This is a genomic window from Aneurinibacillus sp. Ricciae_BoGa-3, from assembly GCF_028421645.1.
Classification (GTDB): Bacteria; Bacillota; Bacilli; order Aneurinibacillales; family Aneurinibacillaceae; genus Aneurinibacillus_B.
In genome coordinates this window covers 2,874,718-2,901,369 of record NZ_CP116887.1, presented here as the reverse complement: position 1 = coordinate 2,901,369, position 26,652 = coordinate 2,874,718, and the positions used below count along the sequence as shown (strand labels likewise).

Sequence of the window (26,652 nt, the reverse complement as noted above, 5' to 3'; positions counted from 1 at the left end):
CATGCATGAACAGAACCCGTATTTTTCTGGTTAATCTTATCATGTTTCTAGCCATAATCGCTTTAGGCTTTGCCGGTTACTATTACTATTTCACGAAATCAAATTATATCGGAACAGACGACGCCAAGGTTACTGGCGATATTGTGTCGATTGCTTCACCTGCTGCAGGCAAGCTTACAAACTGGAAAGCAACCGAAGGCAGTTCGGTTGATCAGGATGCAACTGTCGGACAGGTAAGTGCCGGATCTCAAAATACCAATATTACGTCTCCAATTAGCGGGACTGTTATCCAAAACAAAGCAGCTAGTGGCCAGTTAGTTGCACCAGGTCAGCCGCTCGCTCAGGTCGTCGATCTAAAGAAACTATACGTTGAAGCGAATATAGAAGAAACCAATATTAAAGACGTCAAAGTTGGCCAGGATGTGGACGTCACACTTGATGCCGACACAGGCACGAAAGTTACCGGAAAAGTGGAGGAAATTGGGCATGCGGCGAATTCTGTCTTCTCGTTATTGCCGCAGTCAAACGCAAGCGGCGATTACACCAAAGTTACACAGAAGGTACCCGTAAAAATTTCGTTAGATAATCTGCCGGGTGGAATTGTTCCGGGGATGAACGCAACGGTTTCGATTCACAAATGATAAACAGCATTAAGCTGAAGCGAAAGGAGGAGGCTATATGGCGGAGATCCAGGCAAAAAATAAAAAGGAAAAAGGCATGGGCATGTCACAGCACATCCCTTTGTTAAGTGTCCTAATGCTTGGTTTGTTTCTGGCGATTCTAAACCAGACATTGCTTAATGTCGCACTGCCACATTTGATCACTGAGTTTAATACAACAACGACGACGGCTCAATGGCTATTGACCGGTTATATGCTGGTAAACGGGGTTTTAATTCCGTTGTCCGCTTTTCTTATTCGGCGTTTTGGCGTACGCATACTCTTTCTGGCGGCGATGTTGTTTTTTACGATTGGTTCACTCATATGTGGCTTGTCACCGACATTCTCGATTATGCTTATCGGCCGCCTCATTCAGGCGGTTGGCGGCGGTATTTTAATGCCGCTTGTCATGACCATTATTCTATCCGTTTTTCCGCCTGAGATTCGGGGAAGAGGGATGGGCATTCTCGGGCTTGCTATGATGTTTGCGCCAGCCGTGGGACCTACATTATCCGGTTGGGTCGTAGAAAATTATAGCTGGCGGCTGCTTTTTAATGGCATGGTGCCGCTGGGCATACTTGTCTTTGTTTTAGCTTTCTTTCTGCTCCGCAATAGAGTGAAACCGGAGAGGGTTTCTCTTGATGTGTGGGGAACCATTACTTCGATAGTGGGTTTTGGCGGGCTCCTGTATGGCTTTAGTGAAGCCGGTTCGAAAGGATGGGGCAGTGCAGAGGTAGTGATGAGCTTAATCGTGGGTCTCGTAGGCATTGTCGCTTTTGTCCTTCAGCAGTTAGGCAAAGACGATCCGATGCTGGACTTCCGGATATTCCGGTACGATATTTTTACGCTTTCCAATATTATAAGTGTCATTATCACCATTGCGATGTATGCGGGCATGTTCTTGCTCCCGATTTATCTGCAGAATTTACGGGGCTTCACCCCGCTTGAATCCGGTCTGCTTTTGCTGCCGGGGGCGATTGTTATGGGGGCCATGTCTCCGGTATCAGGTGCGCTCTTTGATAAAATCGGGCCGCGTCCGCTCGCGATCCTTGGTATGTTGATTACAACGGTCACAACGTATGAGTTTACGCATCTGTCGATTGAAACAAGTTTTACACAGGTATTAATTATTTATATGTTCCGTTCCTTCGGCATGTCCTTCCTCATGATGCCGATTATGACAGCCGGGTTGAACCAGCTGCCAGAACGAAAAAATAGCGATGGAACAGCGATGTCGAATACACTTCGCCAAATTTCCGGTTCAATAGGAATTAGCTTGGTTACAACGATTTTCAGCAACCGGACCACCATGCACCTGGGAGAGTTAAGCGATCAAACCAATATCATGAGCCCTTCCTTTATCAGCTCGTTTGGGTCGCTTGTCGATTCGGTAGCCAATGCATATGGAGTGCCGGCCGCACAGGCGAAACAGATGGCGGCCACTATGCTATATGGACAGGTCAACATGAATGCTGCTGTGCTTGGTATAAACGATGCTTTCTACTGGGCTGCGGGAATTTCCTTTGTGGGGCTCGTCCTCAGCTTTTTCCTGCGGGATGTCCGTAAAGACCATGTAAGAAAAGCGAAGAAAGAGCGGGCAGCAGGTATTGCGTCTGAAACCTCTATCTAAAGTAAAATTCCGAAAACACAGGGAGGAATATTCGAATGAAAATTTGTGTTGTATACGATAGTGAAGGCGGACATACTGAACAACTAGCTCGAGCAATTGCCGACGGTGCACGTTCAAACCTGCAGGCAGAAGTTTTTTTTAGCCATGTAAGTGAAGCAAATGTGAGGGATATGGCGGACATGGATGCCATTATTTGGGGATGCCCAGGTCATTTTGGTACAATCAGTTCAGGTTTGAAGAACTGGATTGATAAATTAGGTTATCTGTGGGCCCGCGGCACACTCGTTGGTAAAGTAGGTGCAGTATTTTGTACAACTGCGACCGTACACGGCGGGTGTGAGGCTACCCTGCTCAATCTGCTTACACCGTTGTATCATCAGGGTATGATTGTTGTGGGGCTTCCTGGAAATATCCCGGAAAACGCACTTTATGGTTCTTATTATGGTGTAGGCATCACATGCCCGGTTGAAGAGTCTTCTAACACCCCGGTCGCACCCCTCGGTGAACAAGAAACCGCATTGGGTATGGCTCTTGGGAAGAGAGTAGCGGAAGTTACGGCGAAACTGGCATCCCGATAAACCCATGAGATAAGGAGATATTGACTATGCTGTATGCTATTTTTGGCTTAATAGTTATACTAATTATAGTCCTGATTGTTTACAATGTCAGGGCAGGCACCAGAGAAACAGTGAACAATGAATCAAGTGCCAAGGCAACTAACGCTGAAGTCACGCAGCCAAATGAAGCGCAGCGAAATGAGGCGCAGCCAACTTATGTGTCACAATACAAACGGCCAGAGACACGTGATCATAACCTGGCAGCGCCACTGCATTCACCCCGGCAGGAGGGAATTCAGTCAGACGACGAATTCCGTAGAGCCCTTAGGCAGTTTCAAGCGGGTGAGCATCCGCCTGAGGAACAGATTGATGGCCATATCGATGACCAGGATTACAGGGATGCATTGCGCAGAATGAACAGACAATAAAGCAAAAGTTAAAAGCCGCTATCTTGTTGCATAGCGGCTTTTCCATAGAAGCTGACTGAAAGGAAGTTATAAGAGATGGACCGAGAAGCCCAAATTATTGAATTGGACAAGTCAAGCGCAAAAATCAGCCGGTATATTAACCGCTTTCTTAGCTGTGAAGAGGAATTGAATCCGCAGCAGTTCTTTCTCCTACGGTCCCTGCATGATAAAGGACACTGTACAGTAAGCGAACTGGCAAAAGATATCTTACTCTCTCCGAGCGCAACTACCATTTCGGTAAATAAATTAGTGAAAAAAGGGCTCATCAATCGCATCCGTGATGAAAAAGACAGGCGCCTGGTGTGGATAGACTTATCAAACAAAGGAGTACAACTGCTGGAGTCTGTGATAAAAGCACGCAATGCCATGCTCCAACAGCTGCTGAGCAATTTAGATAATGAGGATATCGAACAATTAATTCATATTACAAGAAAAATGATTGCTAAGCTTGATTAGCAAAAAATGAACATCTTGTTATTTTGGTCGCTTAAGAGAAAATAGCTCGCCAAGTTTTGCGTATGTATCTCCAGCCAGGCGGCTTACAGGTTTTACTTTTTCCGCGTGGACATAGCCTTTCTCAGGGTCGTATACCTCTTCAGCAAGATGGTAACAGACAATTCGGCCAATTAACAAATCGGTACTAATGATATTCTTTTCCCCGAGAAATGTAAGGTGCTTCTCGAGTTTGCACTCAAAACGAATAGGCGCCTCCTTAATGCCCGGTACAGAAATCTGTAAGCTGGGAGTCGAATGCAGACTAGTCAAAGCAAGTTCGCTTTCAGCCGGGTCCAACGTAGCGGCTGTTTTGTTGATTTCTTCAATTGTATGTTCGCTACATACGTGCACTACAAATTCTCCTCGATCCACTGCGTTACGGGCGGTATCTTTCATGTTGCCGCTCACCCGCTGGACAGAAATCGATAAAAGGGGCGGATTGCTGCTGATCATATTGAAATAACTAAAAGGAGCCGCATTGATGGTCTCATTCACGGTGGAAAGAGTGGTAACAAAGGCAATTGGACGGGGGATCACTGCCCCTGTCAACAGTTTATAATTCTCTTTAGCCGAGATCTCTTCTGGCCGGATACTTCTCATACGACTTCACCTTCCTATCGTAGCGTTACGGTTATTATATCGCATAAAACCTCTTCAAATATGGAAGAGGTTTTATAAACTATTGACCCTGCATAGATAAATTGTATTTACCTTCTTTATATTCCTTGACCCAGCGATAAATGATAAAGCTATTGAGCCTATACTGTCTGGCCACTGAACTTGGACTTTTTGTCTGCAAGGCTTTCTGTATGACTTCACATTTAAATTCAATAGAATACTGTTTTTTACTCAAAATAAATCCCCTTTCGGTAGTCCGGCCATCGTAGTTAAAAAACCTTAGACCCGTGACTTTGCGTCCACACCTTTCGATGAGTTTGCCTTTGTCGTTTGAAATTTCAACACCAAAAACTAATTAAACTATATTTACCTCTAATTAGCAATATTGATTTACATTTTAACAAAACTTTGATGCAGTTATTGAATTTTTGCTCTTCGCTTATAAAACCATTAAAATAATGAATGGAGAAGGGTAATCCATCCTATAAAGAAGAAAGGAATGAAAGAGAAAACATGAAGGAAATTGAACGACGCTTTTTTATTACTGAAATTCCTTCTTCACGGCGTGTACTGTCTGAGGTGACAATTTTTCAAAATTACCTCCTCGATGATGATTTGAAGTGTTCTGTGCAGCATAAGGACAACAAGTTACAGTTAACCAAAGGCGATCAGTGCCAAATTATAATGGTACCTGTCGAATATACATCCAGGCTGTTCTCTTTATTAGGAAATGGGGAAATTCAGCCGCTGTCAAAGGGAATCGAAGCGAGAATTAGAAGCATGGTGGATACGAAAGGAAAAGCGTCCTTTTTTATTACATTCAAAATGGGAAAAGGGATGGTTCGAGAGGAAATAGAATTTCCGATTACATCCGCCGATTACCAGCACATTACTGAAATGATTAAAACCATTCCGCTTGAGAAAGTAAGAAAATACATAGACTTTGGGTCTTATAAAATTGAAGTGGATCTCTACCGCCACTATCCATCATTTCGGGTAGCGGAAGTCGAGTTTCCCAGTGAAGCTGAAGCGATGGATTTTTCCAAGCCGTCCTGGTTTGACCGGGAAATTACAGATGTATCCTACTCAAACCGTACGCTCTGGCGAAATATTCAGCTTGGTGGCACTGTGGAACAGATCGAAAAGAGGTTTTTCGATGGGCTATCCAGAGAGAAATGAGCGGTCGATCAAGGTGCTTCCAGTGTCATAGGATAAAGATTTCCATTTAAGGCAAACGAGCATTTCCCTGTTTCCTCTGAGACCACGATGACGAGGGCGTCTGAGCGTTCTGTTAACCCAAGCGCAGATCGATGTCTGGTTCCTAATTTTTTCCCGCCAGAAGAGGAGGTGGAAAGAGGCAGCACGTTGGTAGCGGAAACAATCATGTTGTTCTTTATAAGGACTGCCCCATCATGCAGCGGATTCCCTGGATAAAATAAAGATTCAAGTAAAGAGTGTGTCAAAGTGGCGCCAATAGGTATCCCGCTATGAAGAATGGCGTCCAACGGGTCTTTCCGCTCCACCACAATAAGAGCCCCATGCCGCTTTTTGGATAAATGTTCAACGCAAATGGAAATGTCCATATACTTCTCGGTATATGAGGACAGGTAACAGTTTAGATAGAAGAAGGCAGCAAGTGCTTCAATTCGCAGAAATCTCTCTTTAATTTGTTCAAAGTGGCTTAGCAGACAATGATCTTCGTTATCGATTGAATTGATATTATGAATCAATTCATTAGAGATCTGCTGCAGACCTTCTTTTACCTTTAATTTTAAAGGCGAGAAGTCGCAATCCTGGCTTTCCATTTCAAAACCCCCATTGCTCCGATATATGTCTGCGTTTATTATTCCCCGCCGTGATTTTTTACATTCGACAGCTATAACAGATGAAGTAGTGCAGAAAAAAACCCCGTTCCGGTGACCGGGGGATTAAGCAGCCTCTTCAACTTGCTTCATGCGGGGCTTGGTTTTGCGGTTGACCAGGTAAATACTCACACCGATTAAAATAAGTCCGACTACAAGATAGACTGTGAATGGTTCATTCAAGAACAAGGTTCCACATAGCACAGAGATAAGCGGAACGAGAAATGTGTAGGACGCCACCTTGCTCGCATCGCCGGATCCCACCAGGATAAAATAAACAACCCAGGAAGCGGAAATGCCGAGCACGATTCCAAAAATCAGGCCAAATACATAAGGTGTGTTCCAAACGATGCTTGACCAGCTTTCGAAACCCGATCCCACACCGGTTAAAACGATTCCTCCGATGATGCATTGCATGGCTGACAGCCACATGGAATCTACTTTGAAGCTGTGTTTTTTTACGTATACGGTACCAATGGCCCAGCTAAAGGCAGTGATGAGAGCTAATAGGATGCCTAGCGTGGAAATATGGCCGGAGAAACCTTCCGCACTTACAGCGGCCACGCCGATAAATCCAATGACTAAGCCGATCACCTTTACTGCTGACATAGATTCTCCCAACCAAGCCCAGGCGAATATGCCGACAAGTACAGGCTGCAGATACACAATGACGGAAAACAAGCCGGCAGGCATATACCTGAGCCCGATAGTCTGCAGGCCATAAAATAACATCACATTAAAGATGGATGAAACCAAATAAATGGGCCAGTTTTCGTTCCATCGTATCTGATCTCGCTTTGGAATCAGGAGAGCAGCCAACAACAGGCCCCCAAATAATGTACGCATGCCTGCGAATAAAATAGGCGGGGTATAAGAGAGCGCAATTTTATAGATGGGCCAGCAAACGCCCCAAACAAGAACAAGAAATGTTATGAGGGTAACTGATTTTGTTCGTGATAGTTTTGACATATTTGAAATCTATCTCCTTTACTTGAACTAATTTTACTATGATACACTACTTATTAAAAGTAATCAAATAACTTATGGATAAGAGATGCGACCCAAAACACCATAAAAGCATATTTTTATCGTGCAAGGCCGAAACGTTTGGATTACAATGAATGAAGATTCATTTAAATATTCTGAATGGAGGGTGAACGATGCAAGGGAAGGTAGCGATTGTGACAGGCGGTTCAAGCGGTATGGGAAAAGCAATGGCGAAGAAATTCGCAGAAAAAGGTGCGAAGGTCGTCATAACCGGCAGGGACCAGGAGAAGCTGGACGCCACTGCTCAGGAAATTCAGCAAGAGCCGGGACAGATCCTTTGCGTACAAATGGATGTGCGCAATCCGGAAGATGCCCAGCGCATGGTTGAGAAGACCTTAGGAGCTTTCGGCAAAATTGATTTTCTTGTGAATAACGCAGCAGGAAATTTCATCTGCCGGGCTGAGGACCTCTCTGTAAACGGGTGGAATGCGGTTATTAATATTGTGCTGAATGGAACCTGGTATTGTTCGCAGGCCGTTGGCAAGCATTGGATTGAAACCGGATACAAAGGAAGCGTGGTTAATATGCTCGCTACTTATGCATGGCTGGCTGGGGAGGGCGTGATCCACTCGGCGTCAGCCAAAGCAGGGGTACTCGCGATGACACGGACACTTGCAGTGGAGTGGGGCAAAAGATACGGTATCCGAGTGAATGCAATTGCCCCAGGGCCCATAGATAATACGGGTGGAGCAGCAAAGCTTTGGGAATCAGAGGAAGCTGCGGAACGCACATTGAACAGTGTGCCACTGCATAGATTGGGGCAGCCGGAAGAAATTGCAAGTCTAGCTTACTTCCTGTTTACGCCGGAAGCTGCATACATAAATGGCGAATGCATCACGATGGACGGTGGGCAGTGGCTCAATCGTCAACCGTTTTAAAAAAATCACCCCACCTGCTATTAGGTGGGGTGATTTGTGATGAGTCAACAACATTCCTATGCTTATTTTTCTTCTAACTTGTGAATTTCGTCGATGAATAATTCGTTTAAAATTTTAATGTACGTTCCTTTCATCCCTAAAGAACGGGAGTCGAGCACGCCTGCACTCTCCAATTTACGCAAGGCATTGACAATCACTGAACGGGTTATGCCAGCATTGTCAGCAATCGTACTGGCAACTATCAGTCCTTCTTTTCCTTCCAAGTGGTGAAGAATCCCTTTCATAGCCTCAATCTCGCTATAGGACAACGTATCAATAGCTAAACGAACCATGGCCTGTTTTCTTGTTTGTTCGGCCATCTCTTCCACTTTTAGCTTCGTAATTTCTGAGCCCACAACGGTAGCGGAAAACTCAGCAAGCACCATATCTTCATCATCAAACTTGCGGTTAATCCGGCTCGTAATGAAGAGTCCCAGTTTCTCACCAGCTCCTACAATGGGAACAATGGTGGTCCAGCCTTCATTGAGCAAATCGTGCGATTCTGTTGGAAACGCGGTCAGATATTCGGTAAGGGGGATATTCGCTGTAGGTTCATCGAGTTTCGATGCCATTTGAATATATTCATCAGGGAATTGCCGATTTTCGATATAGTGTGCCATTCTTTCATTTTCTATTGTTCGTTCCGCTGAAACACCTAATAATTTACCCTTTTTGCTAACAATGAAGATGTTTGCGTCAATCACTTCTCCAAGTTCCTTCGCCATCTCAGAGAACTTGATGTCATGCCCGGTGGATAATTGCAGCAGCCGATTAATCTTTTTAATTTTTTTCAAAAGTGTCATAGTAAATGCCTTTCTATACCTGAGAGTAATTTATCTGTCAAATGTATTTTTTTTCACAAACCTAATTTACTTTACCACACTTTTTATTTTTTTCAAAATGAATAAGACACATTCCGGTTTTTGATTAGAATATTTTTTCACTGTCAGACCTGTCACGTAATTAATTTCAGTAAAGTTAAATAAATTAACTTTACTGAAAGTTTGAATTAATATAAAATATAGAAAAATCTTAACTGAAAAAATGTCACAGGAGGCGATAGAGGAATGGCGAAGGCTGCATGCAAGAAGGTACCGGATTATCGCCTGTTGCCCATCCAAGAATCAGGAGAAAGTCTTGTTTCCATTGAAAGCCTGTCAGCAAAAGTGAAAGTGTATCCTGCGTATTTTAGGCGGAACTTACCCGGAGCACTGTCCGCATGCTATTTACGAGAAGGAGCTGCGAATCGATTGACGCAGGCTGCGGAATATCTGCCAGATAATCATTTTTTACTTGTGCTAGATGGCTGGAGACCTTACGAAGTTCAATTAGCCTTGTACCAAGAAATTGAAGGCTACATACGCAAAAGGGGTGACTTTTCGGAAAAAGAACTCCAGGATCAGGTTCAAAAGTTTGTTGCGATACCCAGTAACAATACGGAGCAGCCTTCTCCACATTTAACCGGGGGAGCAGTTGACCTAACTATTGCAACAAAGGATGGCTGGCTTGATATGGGAACGAAATTTGATGAAATATCGGAGCGGTCACGTACGGATTGGTATGAAAAACAACACAGCCTGACCCGCTCTGAAACAGTTATTAAAAACAATAGGCGATTATTAGTAAGCATCATGCAAAAAGCGGGGTTTCTCAATTATGAAGAAGAATGGTGGCATTTCGATTACGGTAACCAGCGATGGTCGTTATCTACCGATCAACCCGCTATATATGGCGGAAAATTAAGATTGCCAAATCGCTAGAAGGTGAGGGATTTATATGAGGGTTAAGAGCGCGCTAGCAGCATTATGTCTTTTATTAGTTGCATTGATGACGGGATGTGCGAAGAATGCAAACGAAACGGCTGCACAGGGAGGCAATCAACAGGCTGCTTCCTCCCAAAACAACAGCAATCCAGCAGGTAAGGATACGTTGGTTGTGGCCATAACATCGGATCAGGGAACGCTGGATCCTGCTATTACAATGGATAACTCGGCATGGAAAATTACATACCCGGCGTATGAGAGACTTGTGGAATATGATGGAGCTTCCACAGAGGTTAAAGCGTCACTTGCAAAGCAGTGGAAAGTGAGCAAGGACGGTCTAACCTGGACATTCGTTTTGAATAAAGACCATAAATTTGCAGATGGTACGCCAGTTGATGCAAACGCAGTAAAATATTCATTTGACCGGACATTGAAAATAGCAAAAGGACCTGTGGACGTATATGGAGTGATTAAAGATGTTAAAGTAATCGACCCTACCACTGTGCAGTTTACGCTGAAAAAAAGCTTTCCTCCATTCCTATCAACATTGGCCGCCAACTATGGAAGCATCGTAAACCCTAAAGTTGAGTTACAGGCAAAAAACAATGATATGGGCCAAAATTATTTAGCTGACCACACGATGGGCAGTGGTCCCTATCAGCTTGCTGAGTGGAAAAAAGGGGAATACCTGAAGCTTGCAGTTAATCCCAACAGCCCGGAAAAACCTGCTTTAAAAACTGTATTCTTTAAAATCATCCCCGATTCATCAGCACAGCGGCTTCAATTAGAAAAAGGGGAGATCGATTTCGCCGAAGGGATTCCGGTTGAACAATTGCAGAGCATAGACAAAATGCCTAATGCTACACTCGTAAAAAAACCAAGCCTGTTTGTTGATTACATCTATATTAATACATCCAAAGGCAAAAAAGAGCTAATGAATCCAAAAGTGCGACAGGCTTTAAGTTATGCCATTGATTATCCTGCTCTCACTAAAGCGGTGCAGCAAGGCTACGCAACCCAAATGAGAGGCCCGATCCCAGAAGGCTTATGGGGCCATGACAGCTCAGCCAAACAATATACAAAAGATAATGCGAAAGCTAAAGCCCTTCTGCAACAAGCTGGGGTTAAAGACTTGACGCTGGATTTTGTATATTCCGATAACAAGCCATGGTGGGAAACGGAAGCGACAACCGTTCAGGCGTATATGGCAGAGATTGGTGTTAAGGTAAACCTCAAAAAAGTAGCCTATGCTACACAGCGAGAAATGATCGACAAAGGTGACTTTGATTTGTCGATTGGGGTATGGAGCCCAGACTTCGGTGATCCCTTTATGTTTATGAACTACTGGTTTGATTCCAATAACTTTGGCCTTGCAGGGAACCGAGCGTTTTATAAAAATCCGAAAGTAGACCAGCTTGTCCGAGAGGCGGCCACTACGAATGATAAAACAGTCCGCGAAAAGTTATATAAAGAAGCACAGGCTATTGTCATCGACGATGCACCTTACCTATTCCTTTACCAGAAGGATTTTCTCCTTCCTATGAACAAAGAGGTAAAAGGTTTCGTCTATAATCCAATGCTTGAAGGGATTTACAATCTCTCGCAGATGTCGAAATAAATCATTGTCGTAGGATAAGGAGGCAGACACACATGGGAAAAATCATTGCAAAACGCCTCGTAATGCTTGTCCTGGTTGTGTTCGGCGTAACGTTCATTACGTTTCTGCTTTCCCACATCATTCCGGGCGATCCTGCCCGGATGATGGTAGGGCAGCGAGCCAGTGAAGAGACGCTGAACGCCGTCCGCAGGCAGCTAGCACTGGACCAGCCGGTATGGGTACAGTATGAACTTTACTTGCGTGGGCTTTTACATGGAGACTTAGGCACTTCCATACGTACTCAACAGCCTGTGGCCCGCGATCTTATGACCTTTTTCCCTGCAACAGTTGAGCTGGCCATAGTTGCCTTTATTTTCGCTATTCTTCTCGGCATTCCGCTTGGTGTGCTGTCCGCTGTTAAAAAGGACAGGGCCTGGGATCATGGTGGACGTGTATTTGCTATTGCAGGTGTATCCATCCCGGTTTTCTGGAGCGGGCTGGTTGTGATTTTAATATTCTATGGCTACCTTGGATGGTTTCCCTCAACCGGAAGATTGGATATCAATCTTCACCCTCCTACACATATAACCGGCCTTTACTTGGTAGACAGCCTGCTATCAGGAGACTACGTTGCATTCAGGAACAGTCTCTGGCATTTATTGCTGCCGGCAGCCGTGCTATCCTATGCGCAACTTGCCATTGTTATGCGGCAGGTGAGGGCCAGTATGCTTGAGGTGCTGGGGCAGGAGTATATCCGAACAGCGAAAGCAAATGGAATCAGCGGCATTTCCCTGCTGTTTCGCTATGCGCTGCGCAACGCGCTCATACCTACTGTAACAGTTATCGGTTTGTCGTTTGGTTCTCTTCTTGGAGGGGCGGTCGTGACCGAAACCGTTTTCAGCTGGCCTGGGATGGGCAAGTATGTCGTTGATTCTATCTCCAATCTAGATTTTCCAGCAATTATGGGCTTTACCCTTGTCATTTCATTTGGATATGTCGTGATTAACTTGCTGGTCGATATAATGTATTACTACCTTGATCCACAGATTAAAGAATAGGGGGGTAACATATGCAGGTTGAAATAAACCCTGTCCTTCCCACCAACAAAGTGAACCCTGTGTGGTACAAAATCAAAAACAATCCAATGACAGTCGCGGGAGCAGGGATTTTGCTTTTTATTGTGATTTTGTCCATACTGGCACCACTTCTTACTCCATATACCCCATCGCAGATTAATATTGTGGATCGTTTTCAAGGACCTTCCGCTAAACATTGGATGGGTACGGATGAAGTGGGCAGAGACATCTTAACCCGTATTCTATATGGCGCCCGCCTGTCTCTAGGCGTTGGTGTACTTGCTGTGGCGGGTGCCGGCATTATTGGAACAGGTATTGGAGCTATCGCAGGTTATTTTAAAGGTGCAGTGGATCAAATCACCATGCGCATTATGGATATGGTTCTTGCCTTTCCATCCATGATTCTAGCTATGGCGCTAGCCGCAGCGCTGGGTCCAAACCTCCAAAACGCAATGCTTGCTATCGCCATTGTCAAGATTCCGGTCTATGTTCGGCTTGCACGTGGAGAAACGCTTTCTGTCAGAGAAAAGCTCTATGTCAAGGCAGCTCAGACATTTGGGATTAAGCCCTGGCGTATCATTTTTCGCCATATTATTCCAAATGTAGTGTCCCCTGTTATTATCCAGATTACATTAGATGTGGGCGATGCCATTCTGCTTGTGGCTACGCTAGGATTTCTGGGACTTGGAGCTCAACCGCCGACACCGGAATGGGGCGCGATGATAAGTGTAGGTTGGAAATACCTGATCGATTATTGGTGGTATCCTACCTTTCCCGGGCTTGCCTTGTTTCTTGCGTCGGGCGCATTTAATCTCATCGGTGACGGCGTGCGTGATATTCTGGATCCGAAAGCCAGTCGATGAAAGGAGAGGGGTTCATGCTTCTTGCTATTAAGAACGTGACGGTTGAATTTTCCGGAATGCGGGGAAAGGTTCAAGCGTTAAAGAATGTAAGCCTTGCCGTAAACCCAGGTGAAATCCTCGGGATAGTCGGAGAATCGGGTTCAGGAAAATCGGTCACTGCATTAACGGTTCTCGATTTGCTTGAAAGCAATGCGTCCATTACTAGCGGTGAAATTTTTTTTAAAGGACGTGACCTTCTTAAGTTAAAAAAAGCGGATGTACAGGCTATTCGTGGGCGTGAAATAGGTATGGTGTTCCAGGAACCAATGAGCGCACTGCATCCAACTATGCATGTTGGCCGCCAGCTTGCTGAAGTGATTAGACGCCATCGAGGGGTAAGGTTGAAGCAGGCACAAAAACTTGCGGTTGATGCATTGAGGGACGTGCATATTCATAACCCTGAGGCTGTGGCGCAGAAATATCCCTTTGAATTGAGCGGGGGTATGCGCCAGCGCGTAGTCATCGCGCTGGCTATGTCGTCACCTCCAGACTTGTTGATTGCTGATGAACCAACAACAGCTCTTGATGTCACCATTCAATACGAAATCTTAAAGTTGATGAAAGAGCTCTCGGAGAAAAGGAATACCTCCATACTTTTGATTACGCATGATATCGGCGTAGTTTCACAGTTATGCCACCGGGTAGCGGTGATGTATGGGGGGCAAATCATTGAAGAAGGCCCAACCCCGGCTGTTTTACGCGCTCCTCAACACCCTTATACCAGGGCACTTTTGCAGGCCTTACCGGATCTGGCACAGCCCGGCGATCTCCTGCAGGCCATTCCTGGAGAGGTGATTGATCTGCGCAACCGTCCGAGCGGCTGCAGTTTTTTTGAAAGATGCAGCCTGGCAACAAGCGCTTGCCAGTTAAAACCACCAGTTTTAGAACCCTCTACTTCAGATCATCGTGTGGCTTGTTGGGAAAGGAGGGAAGGCGCATGAAAGATTTGATACAAGTGCATGCGCTTAACAAGTCTTACGGAAATGGAAAGCGCAACATTCAGGCTGTGAGGGATGTAAATCTCACGATTCAGGAAGGAGAAGTTTTTGGGCTTGTAGGAGAATCCGGTTCGGGTAAAAGTACGCTGGGAAAGATGATGATCGGGCTGGAAACGCCATCAAATGGCGAAGTTCTATACAAGGGAACCTCTTTATGGCTGGGCAATCGCTATAAGGGTCCTCGCCCAGGTGAAATTCAGATCGTGTTTCAAGATCCACAATCTTCTTTAGATCCGCGTATGACAGTTAAAGACATTATTCTTGAACCGCTTTATGCTCTGCCAGCGCGGTTCCGAAAAGAAAAAGGCACCTTGGATAAGCTATACGAATTAGCGTCAAGGGTAGGCCTTAAAGAGGATCAGTTAAGCCGGTATCCACACGAGTTTAGCGGCGGTCAGCGCCAGCGCATTGCTATCGCCCGAGCCTTAATATCAGAGCCTTCATTTATTTTGCTGGATGAGCCTACATCTGCGCTGGATGTTTCGGTACAGGCCCAGGTACTTAATCTATTAAAGGAATTGAAAGAAGAACGCCATTTAACCTACCTGTTTATTTCGCACAACATGTCTGTCATTCGCTATATGTGTGATAGAATGGCCGTTATGTATAAAGGCGAGATAGTTGAAATAGGGGCATCTAAAGAGGTCTTTGAGAAGCCAAATCATCCGTATACCCGAATCTTACTGTCATCTCTGCCGAGTTTGAATGAATCTAAAGCGAGCGGAATGGGATTTGCGGAACTCGTTATTTCTACAAAAAATTCATGCATCTTCTACGAACGTTGTCCCGAACGGCAGGAAATATGCTATTTAAACTCTCCTGAGATGCAGAAAAAAGAGGGCACCTCTTCATGTGCATGCCATTTTGCAGGGGTGAAGGCCAGTGTTTAACGGCGAATTCGTACGGGTCATCCGCAAGCAAAAGAACTATACACTCAAACAGCTTGCTGAAAAAACGAGTTTAAGCACAAGCTTGCTCTCCCAGATTGAACGCGGTCTGATCGACCCAACGGTAAGTACATTTTGGAAAATATCAAATGCGTTGAACGTTCCGGTTAATGATTTTTTTCATCCTGAAGGCGAAAAGCATGTGATCATCAGAAAACAAGACAGACGCATAGTGGACATTCAAAACGAAAATGTTAGCTATCATTATCTGTCACCCGTCCAGGCAGGGAAAATGGAGCATATCCTTGTAGAAATTAAGCCGGGTGAATTGCTTCAACACGAACTTGTATCTCATGCGGGAGAGGAATGCGGGTATGTCCTAAAAGGCGAACTAATCGTAGTTCTTCATGATAAAGAAGTCTTTTTACACGAAGGAGATAGTATTTATTTTCCAAGCACGGTCCCGCATCGCTACATCAATCCTGGAACGGGTATCTCATTATCTGTGTGGGCTATGACAAACTAGAAAAGAATCCGGGGAGGGTTCTAATAGCGCCGAAAGAATGTGTATAACATTTTTCGGCGTTTTTTCATAGTCCATTTACCAAAAAGCCGAAATTCTAAGAGATTCGGTAGTAACGTTTGAGGAAGTTGCTGATTTCTACATTTACATAGTCCCAATACGCAGAATGTAAGTCGTCTGTAACGGTGAAATCCGCTCTATCAATGTTTACATTGTATCGGAAAGTCGCATCGTTTAGCATGGCTAGGGTTGCAGTTTGAAGCGCTTCATCTGACAGCGAGACACCTAGATTTTCAGTTATGATGATGTTTCGTACTTCCCCACACCAATTTTCTATTGCTATAGGGTCTAATTCTTCTAACATAATGGACCTCCAGATTGATTCGTCATCACTACTATCAATTTTATCACGACTAGTAAAATTCGTCCGGTTTCTTACCTATTCCATTTAAATAACCGTATTCAATTTCCACAATTCCGCAACAATGCATCCCCGGTGAGCATGCCGGCCATACCTGTGAATATACTGTGTGATAGCATGAAGTAAAGGGGTGTGCGGGGATGTGTCATCAAGACAATATGAATCAGGATTGGCTGGGTTTAATCAAGCAGATACAGTTAGAGGGTACGCCACGATCTGTGCAGTTTCACCCGGCTTCTATAAAAGAAGTGGGTGGTGAGGGATGGGGCTATATCAATAATCGCGGGCAGTTCGCTCTGGCACCCGTTTACACGTTTGCTTTACCGTTTCAGGCTAATGGGCTAGCCATAGTTGCAGTAGGGAATAAAAATGCCCTCATTGATGAAGCCGGCCACTTTGTTGTCCCGCCTATTTATGACAACATCAATCCATTCTCAGAAGGACTTTCCGCGGTTCACGACGATTCTGGCTATAAAATCATTAATGAGGAGGGCACTGTACTTACCACGAAGCCGTACGAATTTATTGGTTCATTTCATAACGGCAGAGCCCTCTTTTTAAATAAAGAGATGAAGTATGGCTACCTCGACAGGCAAGGCATGGAGGTGATTGCTGCCCAATATGAACAGGCTGGTGATTTCAATGCCGGGAAAGCTGTTGTCCAGGTCCATGCTGGCCTTTATGCGCTCATTGACTTAAATGGCAGTGTGTTTCGTCAGTATCAACATTATTTCGTCGGCATGCCTGGGGAGGGTATGCTGGCTTTTCAGGAAAAAATGCTTGGAAAGTATGGATATATTACTGAACAAGGCCGCGTTGTTATCCCCTTAACCTACAGTGGCGCAGAGCCTTTTGAAAACGGCACGGCAGTCGTCAATATCGCCGAGGACTACCGGAATCAATGGGGGCTGATTAATAAAACAGGTACCTTTATTATTCAGCCCTATTACAATGAAATACGCAGGCTTGGTGAAGATAAGCTCGCTGTCGGCAGAGCCCTTGATAAGCATAAACCATACCTCGGTTCCAAATTCGCTCTTTACGATCTGTCCGGACGCAAGCTCTCAGATTTTGTGTATGACAACATTTTACCCTTTACAGGCGGTCTGGCCTCCGTTTCAACGACTAGTGAAACGTTCTTCATTAATTCCAGCGGACAGCAAGCCCCGGGTTGGCCCATCCTGCATGCGACAGGCACATTGACCATCGAAGGGGGGCTGATCCGGGCAGATACAGATAAAAGAGTATACTACTATGATCACCAAGGGAATCTGATTTGGAAACAAAATAAGCGCATTGTGTTAAATCACGTATACAGCGTGCAAGAAGAAAAATTTAAGCCAAACAAAGATTATCTTGTTTATTATCCGCAGGTTGAAGGGTTTTTAAATAGAGAGATGCAACGATCCGTTAATAATCAGCTTAAAAAGTTAGCAAACCTTAAAGAAGTAAACGAATCACAACAGTTGGATTATGATTATTTTGGCGACTTTTCCATACCGTTTTTTCAAAAACGACTGCTCGTCCTTAAGCTATCTTCATATCTGTTTCATTTCGGGGCGGCACATGGCATGCCTTCGGAAATCTACCCGCATGTCGACTTGAACAGTGGCCAACTTTACGTACTGAAGGATTTGTTTAGACAAGGAAGCCGGTATGTTGAGGTGCTGAGTGGCATCATTGAAAGACAAATCCAGACCAATAGCGATTATTCATACGTATGGCCCGAACAGTATAAAGGAATTAAAGCGGATCAACCCTTTTATGTTACTGGCGACGCGCTTTATCTGTACTTCTTACCTTATGAGATTGCCCCTTTTGCAGCGGGGTTTCCAACGTTCACGATACCTTTTGGGCAGATCATGAATCTGATTGATACCCGGGGGGCGTTCTGGCAGTCGTTTCATTCGTAACGTTTATTTATTGGAACTCAGCACTAGAATAATATCCCCTATCCCCATGAGAAGAAAAAAGATAAGCATCCGAATGATGAGCTGGAAAAGTGGTTTAGCAGTAGTGAACTTTTTCATGTTTCCTCCTGGTTTATTCCTTGTTTCAATGTAAAGGACTGATTGTCTGGAAAAAAGTTCAGAGGCTCTTAAATTTTTTCTTCTACTGCAATGGGAACGATAACGAAAGGGTGTTTTCTCTGGGTAAAAAAAAGTGTGGAAAAACCTATTGGCTTTTCCACACTACCTTTTTCTATTTCAATACTTTAACTGTGACGTTCTGCATTCCGAAGTTGTCCACCTGGGAAGAAGTTCCTGGGACGTAAATGTCAATGCGGTTTCCTTTAATAGCGCCGCCAGTATCGGACGCTGTGGCTACCAGCCCGCCCTTTGGAAGAAGAGGGCAGTCATATCCGGAAACCAGCACTTTGCTCCCCAATGGAATGACGGAAGGGTCGACGGCAATGGTTCCTAATTTTAAGGAATTGCCCATACAATCTAGATTTGACCCAGCGCCACCGGAGTAGGCTGTCGCTGTCATGGAATAGGTTTTACTTGATTGGCCATCAGATGTTGGTTGGACGACACTGCCCTGAGCACTGTCGGACGCCTTCGCGATGTCGCTTACGACAGAATTGTCTTGTTCCTCGGACTGTACCCGTGGCATGCTGGCCTGCCCGCTATCCACTGTTAGCTTAACGATCATTCCGCCTGCCAGCTGGGTAGGTTCAATGTTAGGATTTGCTGCGAGAACAGTGGCTAGCGGAATGTTAAACTTTTTGGCAATTCCCCAGAAGGTGTCGTTATCGGATGCCTTGTATGTACGGGGAGCTGTTGGCGCTGCCTGGTCAGGCAGGTTGATGGTTTGACCGGCTTGCAGCGTTAACGGATTAACGCCTCTGTTTGCCGCGAGCACATCATTTAACGGTAAGTGATGGGCTTGAGAAATGGTCCAAAATGTATCGTTATCTTGAACCACGTAGTTTTGGGCGAACGCAGGCGCCGCAAAGCCCACCATTGGTGCACTGACGAGAGCCGCCGCTACTAATTTTTTGAACTGTTTTTTCATGCTGTTTCCTCCTTATTACGCTTACGAGGTTAGTTGACGGATTCGGATTAAGGAGAACCCTAACACTTTCGTGCTTCACCCCAAAAAATTACATCCCCCGCACCCTCCATTTTTCTGGAAGGTTTCAGCGTTGTTAACCATAACATAGTTTTTATGGTAATAAAACCATGCAAAAAAATTCGATTTCTTCTAAAATATTAGAAAAAATATGTCCGGCCTTGATCTGACAGGGGGTCTGAGAGATAAGTTCTATAACAAATTTGGGACCACAAACATCCTTTTAAATTGGCAAACACTTGCAACATAAGCAGTATTTTAATATATTTAAGTAGGGCATAATAGAATGTCCGATATTAGGTATAAGCCTAAACGTGAAAATAAGCACATATTACTTACCTGACAATTAGCAACATGAAAGCTGTGATTATACTTCCTGCCCCCTTGTGACAGGATATAATAAAATGGGTTTGTTCTATTGAAATCCCAACGAATCTTTAGTAAGATTCGCAAATTGTTAACTGACGAAAGGAAGAAAATAAATGGACACTGAGAAAAATCAGCAAGTTTCCGCAAATGTTTCAAACATTGTGGCAGAATTAGCGAACCCCGAGGTGCAAGAAGCGCTGGCGGGCCTTATTCAAAAACTCCCGCAAATCAAAGGAGCTGTTGATAAAGCCGAACAAGGAGTGGCGGTGGCCGCAGCTTTTGCGAATGATAACCAGTCGCTGAATTCGATTTTTGAAGGAATTAGCAGTATTTCCAAACTGGCTAGCAAGGAGAACCTGGAAGCATTGACCACCATTATCGACAGCCTGCCAAGAATCGCTTCCATGGTGACGCTTCTGGATAGCGCCGCAGCAAAACTTGAACCAATCCTTTCAAATAAGGATTACCTGTCCAATGTTATGGAAGCAGCCACTGTCATTGCTGCCCCTGTAACAGAAAAAGTGCAGGACAGTGTGTCTATGGTCAAAGAAGCAAAAGAAAGAGCGGAGCGCAATGATACAACGATCTCGCTATTCGGCATGCTTAAGCTGTTAAAAGAACCCGGCGTTCAAAAAGGATTAAAGTTTACCCAGGCTATGCTCGATGTTATGAATGAAAAGAAAGTCCTCGGTTAGTCCATGCGATTCACGATTGAATCCCATTCCCGGCCCATGTGTAAAGGGCACAGGAATGGGATTTGTTATGTAAATGCATAAAAAATAGGCTATAATAAATTAGTGTTTAACTTTTATACAGATGAGGGGATAGGATGGCTGTAAAAGTGCTTGCTGTTTTACCATATCCCGGTCTGCAGGATCTGATTCAGGACAAAACCCGGAACGTGCCAGGAATTGTTATTGAGTGCATTGTGGCAGACTTAAAGGAAGCGCTCCCATTTGTCGAAAATGCGGAACAGAACGGATATGATGTGATTCTAAGCCGCGGCGGAACTGCGGAGCTTATTAGAAAATCAGTTTCTTTGCCCGTCGTTGACATTCCTGTCTCCGGCTATGATATCCTTCGCGTGTTAACGTTAGTAAAGGATTCAAATGTTCCAACAGCTATCATTGGTTTTCAAAATATATGCAATGGTGCGTCAACGGTTTCAAATTTGCTAAACTTTACACTTCCCATTTATACGGTGGAAGCAGAGGAGCAAGTAGCCGAAACCCTAGAAACCGCATTTAATAAGGGAGCAAGAGTCGTTCTTGGAGATGTGGTAACCGTGAAAACCGCTGAAGCCTTTGGCTATCAGGGTGTACTCATTACCTCAGGGCCAGAATCTGTCGAGAAGGCGATTGAGGAAGTTCAACAGGTCTACGACATTTATAAGAAAGGCCAGGAAGAATCCGGATTTTTTGAAACGATATTAAACACGGTTCCACAAGCAGTTGTCGTCATAGGTTCTGATGATAAAGTTAAGTTTGCAAACGCGGCTGCAAACCGATTCATAAAAGGGCAGCATAAAAACATAAATAGCGGTATATTGGCGGCTCCGCCTGAACTCAGTGAATGTATTGCCGGTTTAAAGAAAAACGCGCTAGAATATTGGCAGGGACACCTACAACTGGGTAACGTTGTTGCATCCATTACGATCCAGACAATGGATTGGCGGGATCATTCCTATTTTCTCCTTTCTATGGAAGAGCTTCCTAAGGGAAAAGATGTACCCGTCTCCCGTCCGCCTCTTGTTATGGGAAGTTTCTCCCAAATTAGCGCATCAAGCCCTGCAATGCAGCAACTAATTAAACAAGCCAAAGCGTTTGCATTAGCAGATAAAAATATTTGGATATCCGGCGAGCCCGGTACAGAAAAAAACATATTGGCTGAGGCTATCCATATGGCGAGTAACCGAAAAGCGTATGCTTTCTATACGGTTAACTGCGGAATCATCAGTGAAAAACGTGTAATGAATTTACTGTTTGGTTCAGATGAACAGGATGGACTGCTTGAACAAGCCGCAAAGACCACCCTGTTTATGGATGAGATTGAGAAGTTATCCTGCGAATTACAGGAGAAGCTGTGGAAAAGGTTAAAGAGCACGGAGGCCGCAGTCCGAATTATCGCTTCCTCTGATTTACAAATGGGCCCGCTCTTAAAATCCGGGTTCCATAAACGTCTGGCTGAGGAAATTGCGAAGTTTCATATACATATACCCCCTCTTCGAACCCGGTTGGAAGATATAGAAGGCATTATTTTACTGATGATCTCCGCACATAATGCTAAGTATGGAAAGCAGATTGCAGGCATTCGGGAGAACGTGCTAAACCAAATAAAATCGTACGAGTGGCCAGGAAACACTGCCGAATTTAAAACGCTGATCGAAGAAATTCTGATTTTAACCGATGGTGACTTCGTGGAGATGGAGCAATTTCAACAGGTATGGAAGCGGTTTGAAAGGGTGGAAGAGAAACGCGTCCTGCCCTTTTTAGCAGGAACACTCAAAGAAATGGAAAAGGCCATGATTCAATATGTGCTTCATGAAGAGGGCATGAACCAGTCGAAAGCGGCAAAAAGATTAGGCATTACCCGCGCTACTTTGTGGCGGAAATTAAAGGAATGATTAAATTTTAAACAGTTTTACAAGCGCACATATCGAGTTGTGCGTTTTTTTAACGTATTTATTGATTTATGGCTGGTTGTTTAATATAATAATAAAAAAAGAAAGCGATAACAAGGAAAGTGTTTAATTTTTATACTGAATTTAACTGGTTGTGTTTTCTGGTGGGCAGCTTAACAGGTTCGCCAAAACTGCTGTAAATGAAAGAGCCAAACAGTAACCATAAGGGGTATGGAGGTGAGGGTTTGAGGGAAATCGCAATTATAGCCGATGATTTAACAGGAGCGTCTGATGCGGGTGTTCAATTTGCCCGAAAAGGACTCAAATCCATCATTTTATTCCAATGCGATAATTTGGTCGCGAGCACGGCAGACATCGAAGCCTTAATCGTGGACACAGATAGCAGGGCGCTCCCTGAAAACCAAGCGTATTTTTTAGCTGTGAATGCGGCGAAACGGGTGAAAGAAGCGGGTTTCTGTACTATTTATAAGAAGATCGATTCCACACTTAGAGGAAATCCAGGAGCAGAAATAGAAGCGGTAATGGATGTGTTCGCATTTAATCTTGCGGTAATAGCCCCCGCATTCCCTGGCATTAACCGAACGACAGTGCATGGTACGCATCTGGTTAATGGGATTCCGGTGCATCAGACAGAATTTGGCCGCGACCCCAAATGCCCGGTTACAGAAGCTAATTTACTGCATTTATTTAACAGACAGTGTAAGCGTCGGGCTGGGCTGGTTGATTTGTTTTCAATCCGCGCAGGCAAAGACTCCATCTTTAACAAAGTTGATGAACTGAAGAGCCAGGGAGTTTCGCTTTTGATTTTTGACGCTGAAACCGAAGACGATCTAAAACAGGCTGCTTTTGCCATGTCCGAATACGCAGATTCTGTTCTTTGGGCTGGATCTGCGGGCCTCGCGGATTTTTTGCCTGCAGCTTTAAAAATAGATAAGCTGCCTGTGAAATCCCCTGTTGTAAGCCAACACGGAGATAGCCAGGTAATGCTTGTCGCCGGCAGTGCATCCGAGATTACAAGAAAACAACTTGCCCATTTCATGCTGGAAACGGGTGTGGAAGCTGTTAAGATGGATCCTCTTCTCATCATCGGAGAAGAGACGCAGCCAGTTGAGCAAGCGCGCTGCATCCAAGCGTTACAGGATGTACTGGCAAAAGGTGACGATGTGGCTTTGTTTGTTGAATCGAGCGCTGAAGCCATACAAGCTGCCCAAAAGGCAGGGAGTAGAAAAGGGTGGTCAAACGCAGAGGTTTCCAACAAAATAGCTGAATCGCTTGGCGCCATAGCGGCAGAGGCGATCAAGACATGCGGCCTTAAGCTCGTGATTCTTACCGGCGGGGATACAGCTAAAGCGGTGTGCAGCCAACTGCATGCAACAGGCATTCAGCTCCTTGATGAAGTGGAACCCGGCATTCCGATAAGTAGGCTGGCAGGGGTCCATGACTTGCTCGTCGTTACAAAAGCGGGCGCTTTTGGTTCGCTTGATGCCTTTAACTATGCTACAAACAGACTGAAGGGAGAAATAAAGTATGTATAAACCAATTGTCGGCATTACAATGGGTGACAGCGCTGGCGTTGGCCCGGAAATCATTATGAAAGCGTTAAATGACCCGGATGTATACGAAAATTGCAGGCCGCTTGTAATTGGTGATGCCAAAATCCTCCGAAGAGCTGGAGATATTTTGAATAGCCGCTTAACGGTGTCTTCAATTAAAGAGACCAGTGAGGCAGCTTTCAAATATGGTTCGGTTGATTGTCTGGATCTCGATTTGCTGCCTGCAGATCTGCCGATTGGCAGGGTTTCTGCAGAGGCGGGCAACGCAGCTTTTCGTTTCCTGCAAAAAGCAATTGAACTGGCGAACCAAAATCAAATTGATGCCATTTGCACAGCCCCCCTTAATAAAGAAGCTTTACATAAAGGCGGCCATATTTATCCCGGGCACACCGAAATTCTTGCTGAGTTAACCGGGACGAAGGATTTCTCAATGATGCTGACTGCTCCAAAGTTAAAGGTGATCCACATTACAACGCATGTGGGGCTTATCGATGCCGTTAAGATGATAAATCCGGAACGGGTCTATAAAGTGATTCGCCTCGCTTATGATACGCTAAAAAAAGCAGGCTATAGTGATCCGAAAATTGCGGTCTGCGGCATTAACCCGCACGCCGGTGAAAACGGATTGTTCGGTTATGGCGAAGAAGAAGAAAAGGTAGTTCCAGGTGTGGAACGGGCGCAGCAGGAAGGCATAAATGTACAGGGCCCGCTGCCTGCTGATACGCTATTTTTCCGTGCGACAAGGGGAGATTTCGACATAGTTGTGGCGATGTATCATGACCAGGGACACGGTCCGATTAAAGTGCTAGGTTTAGAAGCAGGAGTGAATATCACGGTTGGCCTGCCGATCATCCGCACAAGCGTCGATCATGGCACAGCCTTTGATATTGCGGGAACCGGCCTTGCCGATGAAATGAGTATCAAGGAAGCCATTCGCCAGGCAATTGAACTTGCACCACAGCGCGCTGTATAAAAAGAATGAATACTTCTGCTTGGAATATAGATACATGTTTTAGGCTGCCAGCTTGGCAGCCGTCTTTTATTTGCTGGAGCTTTCAACTCTTCCAAGATCTAAGCGTGAGGTTACACTTGTCTGCACTTTATGACTGGTTTATCGCACTTCTATTGGCTAAAATAAAAGAATGAATGAAAAAAGATGGAGGAAAAGCCATTGAAACCGATTGAAGTTAAAGAGGTTCAAAAGCAGATAGAAGGTTTCTTTAACAAGGATGTGTACATACATCTGGAAACCACAAACGGCGCCTATGCAGTCCACACTGGGGAAAGGACATTTTCGGTTGGTGCGTATATCCGAAACACAAAGGTTCGTATCTCAACAGGTAAAATTACCGGAAATGGACCTTACCGGGTAGGTTTAAAAACCGAATTAGGTTGGATTTACGCCGAGGGAATCACAGATTGGGTAGTGGATGAAAAAGGCAGGCTGCTCATGGCTGGCCATGAAAAAGACGGCAAACTTGGTGTTGCTCTTCAATTGAGCAATGAACCTTTTTAAAGGAGACTCCTATGAAGGAACATTTGTTAGTTATATACCCGCATCCGGACGATGAAGCATTTAGCTGCTCCGGAACGATTGCCTCGTATACGAGTAAAGGACACCCTGTCACCTATGTTTGCATGACGCTTGGGCAAATGGGCCGAAACATGGGAAATCCCATGTTTGCCAATCGGGAAACCTTGCCCACTATCAGAAAAAAGGAGCTTGAAACAGCTTGCGAAAGCCTCGGGATAACAGATCTTCGCATGTGGGGCATGCATGATAAAATGGTGGAATTTGAAGATGATGAACAGCTTGCAGCACGAATTAAGGCTGTCATTGATGAGATTGACCCTTCTTTAATTATCACCTTTTATCCCGGCTACGGCGTTCATCCAGATCATGATGCCTGTGGAGCCGCTGTCGTGCAGGCGGTTGGCATGCTTCCGGAAGATAAGCGGCCGCCGGTGCACTGTGTGGCGGTAGCCAAAAACACGGTTGAGAAGCTTGGACAGCCCGATATAGTGGTGGATGTCTCTGAATTCTCCCAGCAAAAAATTGCGGCTATATCCGCGCACCAGTCTCAGTTTCATGCACAGATCAAGATGGCTGAAAAAGATAAACAGATGAGAGAAAGAATTATGACAGAAAGGTTCTGGATTTATAAGTTTTGAAGTGGCCAAACACCCAGTCACAACCATACAAGAGTGAATAAGATGGTTGTAAAAGCGATTGGGGTGGGCGACTGTGAAAAAAAATGAAATTTTGCAAACGTGCCAGACGAACATATACAAATTTGTCCGTGTACGAATGGCGGACGGTAAGGTTCATAAAGGATACATCGTAAACGTAGACAATGATCATGTGACGCTGGCGGTTCCTGGCAGCGCCGCAGATTGGCAGGCATACGCGCAAGGCCAGCGCTGGTTTCCATTTGGCTGGCTTGCACTGCCGCTTGCCTTCCTCGCCGGGGTTGCTGTAGCAAGGCCAAGGTACCCATATCCCCCTTATTACCCGGCTTATCCCCCTTATTACCCGGCTTATCCTTCTTATTACTCCCCGTATCCGGGCTACCGGGCTTATTGATTTTTACAGAT

The 26,652-nt window shown here is 44.9% G+C and carries 29 protein-coding genes and 2 riboswitches; of the genes, 22 read left to right on the top strand and 7 right to left on the bottom strand.

Annotated elements, in window-relative coordinates; genetic code table 11:
• Nucleotides 1-5: 5 nt before the first annotated feature.
• The 5 genes from PP175_RS14660 (at nucleotide 6) to PP175_RS14640 (ending at nucleotide 3,769) form a co-directional block, all read left to right on the top strand.
• Nucleotides 6-641 (top strand): HlyD family secretion protein, encoded by a 636-nt coding sequence (locus PP175_RS14660; RefSeq protein ID WP_272439077.1) that lies wholly within the window; start codon nucleotides 6-8, stop codon nucleotides 639-641.
• A gap of 76 nt (nucleotides 642-717) precedes the next feature.
• Entirely contained in the window at nucleotides 718-2,289 is a 1,572-nt protein-coding gene (locus PP175_RS14655; protein ID WP_272443276.1) for a DHA2 family efflux MFS transporter permease subunit, read from the top strand.
• 35 nt (nucleotides 2,290-2,324) lie between these two features.
• On the top strand, nucleotides 2,325-2,867 hold the full coding sequence (locus PP175_RS14650; protein WP_272439076.1) for an NAD(P)H-dependent oxidoreductase: 543 nt from the start codon (nucleotides 2,325-2,327) through the stop codon (nucleotides 2,865-2,867).
• Nucleotides 2,868-2,893: 26 nt separating this feature from the next.
• Complete coding sequence (locus PP175_RS14645; protein ID WP_272439075.1) at nucleotides 2,894-3,274, top strand: hypothetical protein; 381 nt, start codon at nucleotides 2,894-2,896, stop codon at nucleotides 3,272-3,274.
• Nucleotides 3,275-3,349: 75 nt separating this feature from the next.
• The gene (locus PP175_RS14640) at nucleotides 3,350-3,769 is read left to right on the top strand and encodes a MarR family winged helix-turn-helix transcriptional regulator (protein WP_272439074.1); all 420 of its coding nucleotides are present in this window, start codon (nucleotides 3,350-3,352) and stop codon (nucleotides 3,767-3,769) included.
• Between the two features lie 18 nt (nucleotides 3,770-3,787).
• Here the strand turns inward: PP175_RS14640 and PP175_RS14635 are convergent, their stop codons facing one another.
• Both PP175_RS14635 and PP175_RS30015 read right to left on the bottom strand, forming a co-directional pair.
• The gene (locus tag PP175_RS14635) at nucleotides 3,788-4,408 is read right to left on the bottom strand and encodes a flavin reductase family protein (RefSeq protein WP_272439073.1); all 621 of its coding nucleotides are present in this window, start codon (nucleotides 4,406-4,408) and stop codon (nucleotides 3,788-3,790) included.
• 79 nt (nucleotides 4,409-4,487) lie between these two features.
• On the bottom strand, nucleotides 4,488-4,661 hold the full coding sequence (locus PP175_RS30015) for a transposase (RefSeq protein WP_442870380.1): 174 nt from the start codon (nucleotides 4,659-4,661) through the stop codon (nucleotides 4,488-4,490).
• A 12-nt stretch (nucleotides 4,662-4,673) separates the two neighbouring features.
• Nucleotides 4,674-4,758, bottom strand: a riboswitch (cyclic di-GMP riboswitch).
• A gap of 181 nt (nucleotides 4,759-4,939) precedes the next feature.
• Here PP175_RS30015 and PP175_RS14630 point away from each other — a divergent pair.
• Complete coding sequence (locus tag PP175_RS14630) at nucleotides 4,940-5,605, top strand: CYTH domain-containing protein (protein WP_272439072.1); 666 nt, start codon at nucleotides 4,940-4,942, stop codon at nucleotides 5,603-5,605.
• Nucleotides 5,606-5,613: 8 nt separating this feature from the next.
• Here PP175_RS14630 and cdaS read toward each other — a convergent pair whose 3' ends face one another.
• A complete protein-coding gene (cdaS, locus tag PP175_RS14625) occupies nucleotides 5,614-6,231 on the bottom strand; it encodes a sporulation-specific diadenylate cyclase CdaS (RefSeq protein ID WP_272439071.1) in 618 nt (205 codons plus the stop codon).
• 123 nt (nucleotides 6,232-6,354) lie between these two features.
• Nucleotides 6,355-7,257, bottom strand: coding sequence for a DMT family transporter (locus tag PP175_RS14620; RefSeq protein WP_272439070.1), 903 nt, complete (start codon nucleotides 7,255-7,257; stop codon nucleotides 6,355-6,357).
• Between the two features lie 191 nt (nucleotides 7,258-7,448).
• Between PP175_RS14620 and fadH the strand changes: the two genes are divergently transcribed.
• Nucleotides 7,449-8,213 (top strand): 2,4-dienoyl-CoA reductase, encoded by a 765-nt coding sequence (gene fadH, locus PP175_RS14615; RefSeq protein ID WP_272439069.1) that lies wholly within the window; start codon nucleotides 7,449-7,451, stop codon nucleotides 8,211-8,213.
• A 62-nt stretch (nucleotides 8,214-8,275) separates the two neighbouring features.
• Here fadH and codY read toward each other — a convergent pair whose 3' ends face one another.
• The gene (gene codY / locus PP175_RS14610) at nucleotides 8,276-9,055 is read right to left on the bottom strand and encodes a GTP-sensing pleiotropic transcriptional regulator CodY (RefSeq protein WP_272439068.1); all 780 of its coding nucleotides are present in this window, start codon (nucleotides 9,053-9,055) and stop codon (nucleotides 8,276-8,278) included.
• Between the two features lie 264 nt (nucleotides 9,056-9,319).
• On the opposite strand from codY, the gene PP175_RS14605 reads away from it, so the two are divergent.
• From PP175_RS14605 to PP175_RS14575, 7 genes are read left to right on the top strand one after another with little or no spacing between them, the layout of a single operon-like run.
• Nucleotides 9,320-10,012, top strand: coding sequence for a M15 family metallopeptidase (locus PP175_RS14605; protein ID WP_272439067.1), 693 nt, complete (start codon nucleotides 9,320-9,322; stop codon nucleotides 10,010-10,012).
• A 16-nt stretch (nucleotides 10,013-10,028) separates the two neighbouring features.
• Complete coding sequence (locus tag PP175_RS14600; RefSeq protein WP_272439066.1) at nucleotides 10,029-11,633, top strand: ABC transporter substrate-binding protein; 1,605 nt, start codon at nucleotides 10,029-10,031, stop codon at nucleotides 11,631-11,633.
• Nucleotides 11,634-11,665: 32 nt separating this feature from the next.
• Entirely contained in the window at nucleotides 11,666-12,670 is a 1,005-nt protein-coding gene (locus tag PP175_RS14595) for an ABC transporter permease (protein ID WP_272439065.1), read from the top strand.
• A gap of 11 nt (nucleotides 12,671-12,681) precedes the next feature.
• Nucleotides 12,682-13,551 carry an ABC transporter permease gene (locus PP175_RS14590; protein WP_272439064.1) on the top strand — a complete coding sequence of 290 codons (870 nt, stop codon included), beginning with the start codon at nucleotides 12,682-12,684 and terminating at the stop codon, nucleotides 13,549-13,551.
• Nucleotides 13,552-13,565: 14 nt separating this feature from the next.
• The gene (locus PP175_RS14585) at nucleotides 13,566-14,531 is read left to right on the top strand and encodes an ABC transporter ATP-binding protein (RefSeq protein WP_272439063.1); all 966 of its coding nucleotides are present in this window, start codon (nucleotides 13,566-13,568) and stop codon (nucleotides 14,529-14,531) included.
• Nucleotides 14,528-15,478, top strand: a complete 951-nt coding sequence (locus PP175_RS14580; RefSeq protein WP_272439062.1) for an oligopeptide/dipeptide ABC transporter ATP-binding protein — start codon at nucleotides 14,528-14,530, stop codon at nucleotides 15,476-15,478. The genes PP175_RS14585 and PP175_RS14580 overlap by 4 nt, the downstream gene beginning before the upstream one ends.
• Nucleotides 15,471-16,001 carry a helix-turn-helix domain-containing protein gene (locus PP175_RS14575; RefSeq protein ID WP_272439061.1) on the top strand — a complete coding sequence of 177 codons (531 nt, stop codon included), beginning with the start codon at nucleotides 15,471-15,473 and terminating at the stop codon, nucleotides 15,999-16,001. Before PP175_RS14580 ends, PP175_RS14575 begins: the two co-directional genes overlap by 8 nt.
• Nucleotides 16,002-16,095: 94 nt before the next feature.
• On the opposite strand, the gene PP175_RS14570 is transcribed toward PP175_RS14575, so the two are convergent.
• On the bottom strand, nucleotides 16,096-16,362 hold the full coding sequence (locus PP175_RS14570) for a hypothetical protein (protein ID WP_272439060.1): 267 nt from the start codon (nucleotides 16,360-16,362) through the stop codon (nucleotides 16,096-16,098).
• Between the two features lie 197 nt (nucleotides 16,363-16,559).
• On the opposite strand from PP175_RS14570, the gene PP175_RS14565 reads away from it, so the two are divergent.
• On the top strand, nucleotides 16,560-18,332 hold the full coding sequence (locus PP175_RS14565) for a WG repeat-containing protein (protein ID WP_272439059.1): 1,773 nt from the start codon (nucleotides 16,560-16,562) through the stop codon (nucleotides 18,330-18,332).
• Between the two features lie 289 nt (nucleotides 18,333-18,621).
• Here the strand turns inward: PP175_RS14565 and PP175_RS14560 are convergent, their stop codons facing one another.
• Nucleotides 18,622-19,437 carry a 3D domain-containing protein gene (locus tag PP175_RS14560; RefSeq protein ID WP_272439058.1) on the bottom strand — a complete coding sequence of 272 codons (816 nt, stop codon included), beginning with the start codon at nucleotides 19,435-19,437 and terminating at the stop codon, nucleotides 18,622-18,624.
• Between the two features lie 3 nt (nucleotides 19,438-19,440).
• Nucleotides 19,441-19,577, bottom strand: a riboswitch (cyclic di-AMP (ydaO/yuaA leader).
• A 399-nt stretch (nucleotides 19,578-19,976) separates the two neighbouring features.
• On the opposite strand from PP175_RS14560, the gene PP175_RS14555 reads away from it, so the two are divergent.
• The 7 genes from PP175_RS14555 to PP175_RS14525 all read left to right on the top strand — a co-directional run bounded on the left by PP175_RS14555 (nucleotide 19,977) and on the right by PP175_RS14525 (nucleotide 26,641).
• Nucleotides 19,977-20,558 carry a helical membrane plugin domain-containing protein gene (locus tag PP175_RS14555; RefSeq protein WP_272439057.1) on the top strand — a complete coding sequence of 194 codons (582 nt, stop codon included), beginning with the start codon at nucleotides 19,977-19,979 and terminating at the stop codon, nucleotides 20,556-20,558.
• Between the two features lie 134 nt (nucleotides 20,559-20,692).
• Nucleotides 20,693-22,486 (top strand): sigma-54-dependent Fis family transcriptional regulator, encoded by a 1,794-nt coding sequence (locus PP175_RS14550; RefSeq protein ID WP_272439056.1) that lies wholly within the window; start codon nucleotides 20,693-20,695, stop codon nucleotides 22,484-22,486.
• Nucleotides 22,487-22,728: 242 nt separating this feature from the next.
• The gene (locus PP175_RS14545; protein WP_272439055.1) at nucleotides 22,729-24,039 is read left to right on the top strand and encodes a four-carbon acid sugar kinase family protein; all 1,311 of its coding nucleotides are present in this window, start codon (nucleotides 22,729-22,731) and stop codon (nucleotides 24,037-24,039) included.
• Nucleotides 24,032-25,030 carry a 4-hydroxythreonine-4-phosphate dehydrogenase PdxA gene (gene pdxA, locus PP175_RS14540; protein WP_272439054.1) on the top strand — a complete coding sequence of 333 codons (999 nt, stop codon included), beginning with the start codon at nucleotides 24,032-24,034 and terminating at the stop codon, nucleotides 25,028-25,030. The genes PP175_RS14545 and pdxA overlap by 8 nt, the downstream gene beginning before the upstream one ends.
• A 198-nt stretch (nucleotides 25,031-25,228) precedes the next feature.
• Entirely contained in the window at nucleotides 25,229-25,573 is a 345-nt protein-coding gene (locus PP175_RS14535) for a YojF family protein (protein WP_272439053.1), read from the top strand.
• Between the two features lie 11 nt (nucleotides 25,574-25,584).
• Nucleotides 25,585-26,229, top strand: a complete 645-nt coding sequence (gene bshB2 / locus PP175_RS14530; RefSeq protein WP_272439052.1) for a bacillithiol biosynthesis deacetylase BshB2 — start codon at nucleotides 25,585-25,587, stop codon at nucleotides 26,227-26,229.
• A 73-nt stretch (nucleotides 26,230-26,302) separates the two neighbouring features.
• Nucleotides 26,303-26,641: an LSm family protein gene (locus tag PP175_RS14525; protein ID WP_272439051.1), complete on the top strand. Its 339-nt coding sequence runs from the start codon at nucleotides 26,303-26,305 to the stop codon at nucleotides 26,639-26,641.
• Nucleotides 26,642-26,652: the final 11 nt, after the last annotated feature.

Excerpts from the sequence above, each read along its gene's own strand:
- PP175_RS14630 (WP_272439072.1), top strand. The coding sequence starts at position 4,940 with ATGAAGGAAATTGAACGACGCTTTTTTATTACTGAAATTCCTTCTTCA.
- PP175_RS14650 (WP_272439076.1), top strand. The coding sequence starts at position 2,325 with ATGAAAATTTGTGTTGTATACGATAGTGAAGGCGGACATACTGAACAA.
- PP175_RS14655 (WP_272443276.1), top strand. The coding sequence starts at position 718 with ATGGGCATGTCACAGCACATCCCTTTGTTAAGTGTCCTAATGCTTGGT.
- PP175_RS14590 (WP_272439064.1), top strand. The coding sequence starts at position 12,682 with ATGCAGGTTGAAATAAACCCTGTCCTTCCCACCAACAAAGTGAACCCT.
- cdaS (WP_272439071.1), bottom strand. The coding sequence starts at position 6,231 with ATGGAAAGCCAGGATTGCGACTTCTCGCCTTTAAAATTAAAGGTAAAA.
- PP175_RS14595 (WP_272439065.1), top strand. The coding sequence starts at position 11,666 with ATGGGAAAAATCATTGCAAAACGCCTCGTAATGCTTGTCCTGGTTGTG.
- fadH (WP_272439069.1), top strand. The coding sequence starts at position 7,449 with ATGCAAGGGAAGGTAGCGATTGTGACAGGCGGTTCAAGCGGTATGGGA.
- PP175_RS14660 (WP_272439077.1), top strand. The coding sequence starts at position 6 with ATGAACAGAACCCGTATTTTTCTGGTTAATCTTATCATGTTTCTAGCC.
- PP175_RS14640 (WP_272439074.1), top strand. The coding sequence starts at position 3,350 with ATGGACCGAGAAGCCCAAATTATTGAATTGGACAAGTCAAGCGCAAAA.
- PP175_RS14550 (WP_272439056.1), top strand. The coding sequence starts at position 20,693 with ATGGCTGTAAAAGTGCTTGCTGTTTTACCATATCCCGGTCTGCAGGAT.
- PP175_RS14605 (WP_272439067.1), top strand. The coding sequence starts at position 9,320 with ATGGCGAAGGCTGCATGCAAGAAGGTACCGGATTATCGCCTGTTGCCC.
- PP175_RS14645 (WP_272439075.1), top strand. The coding sequence starts at position 2,894 with ATGCTGTATGCTATTTTTGGCTTAATAGTTATACTAATTATAGTCCTG.
- PP175_RS14580 (WP_272439062.1), top strand. The coding sequence starts at position 14,528 with ATGAAAGATTTGATACAAGTGCATGCGCTTAACAAGTCTTACGGAAAT.
- bshB2 (WP_272439052.1), top strand. The coding sequence starts at position 25,585 with ATGAAGGAACATTTGTTAGTTATATACCCGCATCCGGACGATGAAGCA.
- PP175_RS14570 (WP_272439060.1), bottom strand. The coding sequence starts at position 16,362 with ATGTTAGAAGAATTAGACCCTATAGCAATAGAAAATTGGTGTGGGGAA.
- codY (WP_272439068.1), bottom strand. The coding sequence starts at position 9,055 with ATGACACTTTTGAAAAAAATTAAAAAGATTAATCGGCTGCTGCAATTA.
- PP175_RS14555 (WP_272439057.1), top strand. The coding sequence starts at position 19,977 with ATGGACACTGAGAAAAATCAGCAAGTTTCCGCAAATGTTTCAAACATT.
- PP175_RS14600 (WP_272439066.1), top strand. The coding sequence starts at position 10,029 with ATGAGGGTTAAGAGCGCGCTAGCAGCATTATGTCTTTTATTAGTTGCA.
- pdxA (WP_272439054.1), top strand. The coding sequence starts at position 24,032 with ATGTATAAACCAATTGTCGGCATTACAATGGGTGACAGCGCTGGCGTT.
- PP175_RS14585 (WP_272439063.1), top strand. The coding sequence starts at position 13,566 with ATGCTTCTTGCTATTAAGAACGTGACGGTTGAATTTTCCGGAATGCGG.
- PP175_RS14560 (WP_272439058.1), bottom strand. The coding sequence starts at position 19,437 with ATGAAAAAACAGTTCAAAAAATTAGTAGCGGCGGCTCTCGTCAGTGCA.
- PP175_RS14565 (WP_272439059.1), top strand. The coding sequence starts at position 16,560 with ATGTGTCATCAAGACAATATGAATCAGGATTGGCTGGGTTTAATCAAG.
- PP175_RS14620 (WP_272439070.1), bottom strand. The coding sequence starts at position 7,257 with ATGTCAAAACTATCACGAACAAAATCAGTTACCCTCATAACATTTCTT.
- PP175_RS14635 (WP_272439073.1), bottom strand. The coding sequence starts at position 4,408 with ATGAGAAGTATCCGGCCAGAAGAGATCTCGGCTAAAGAGAATTATAAA.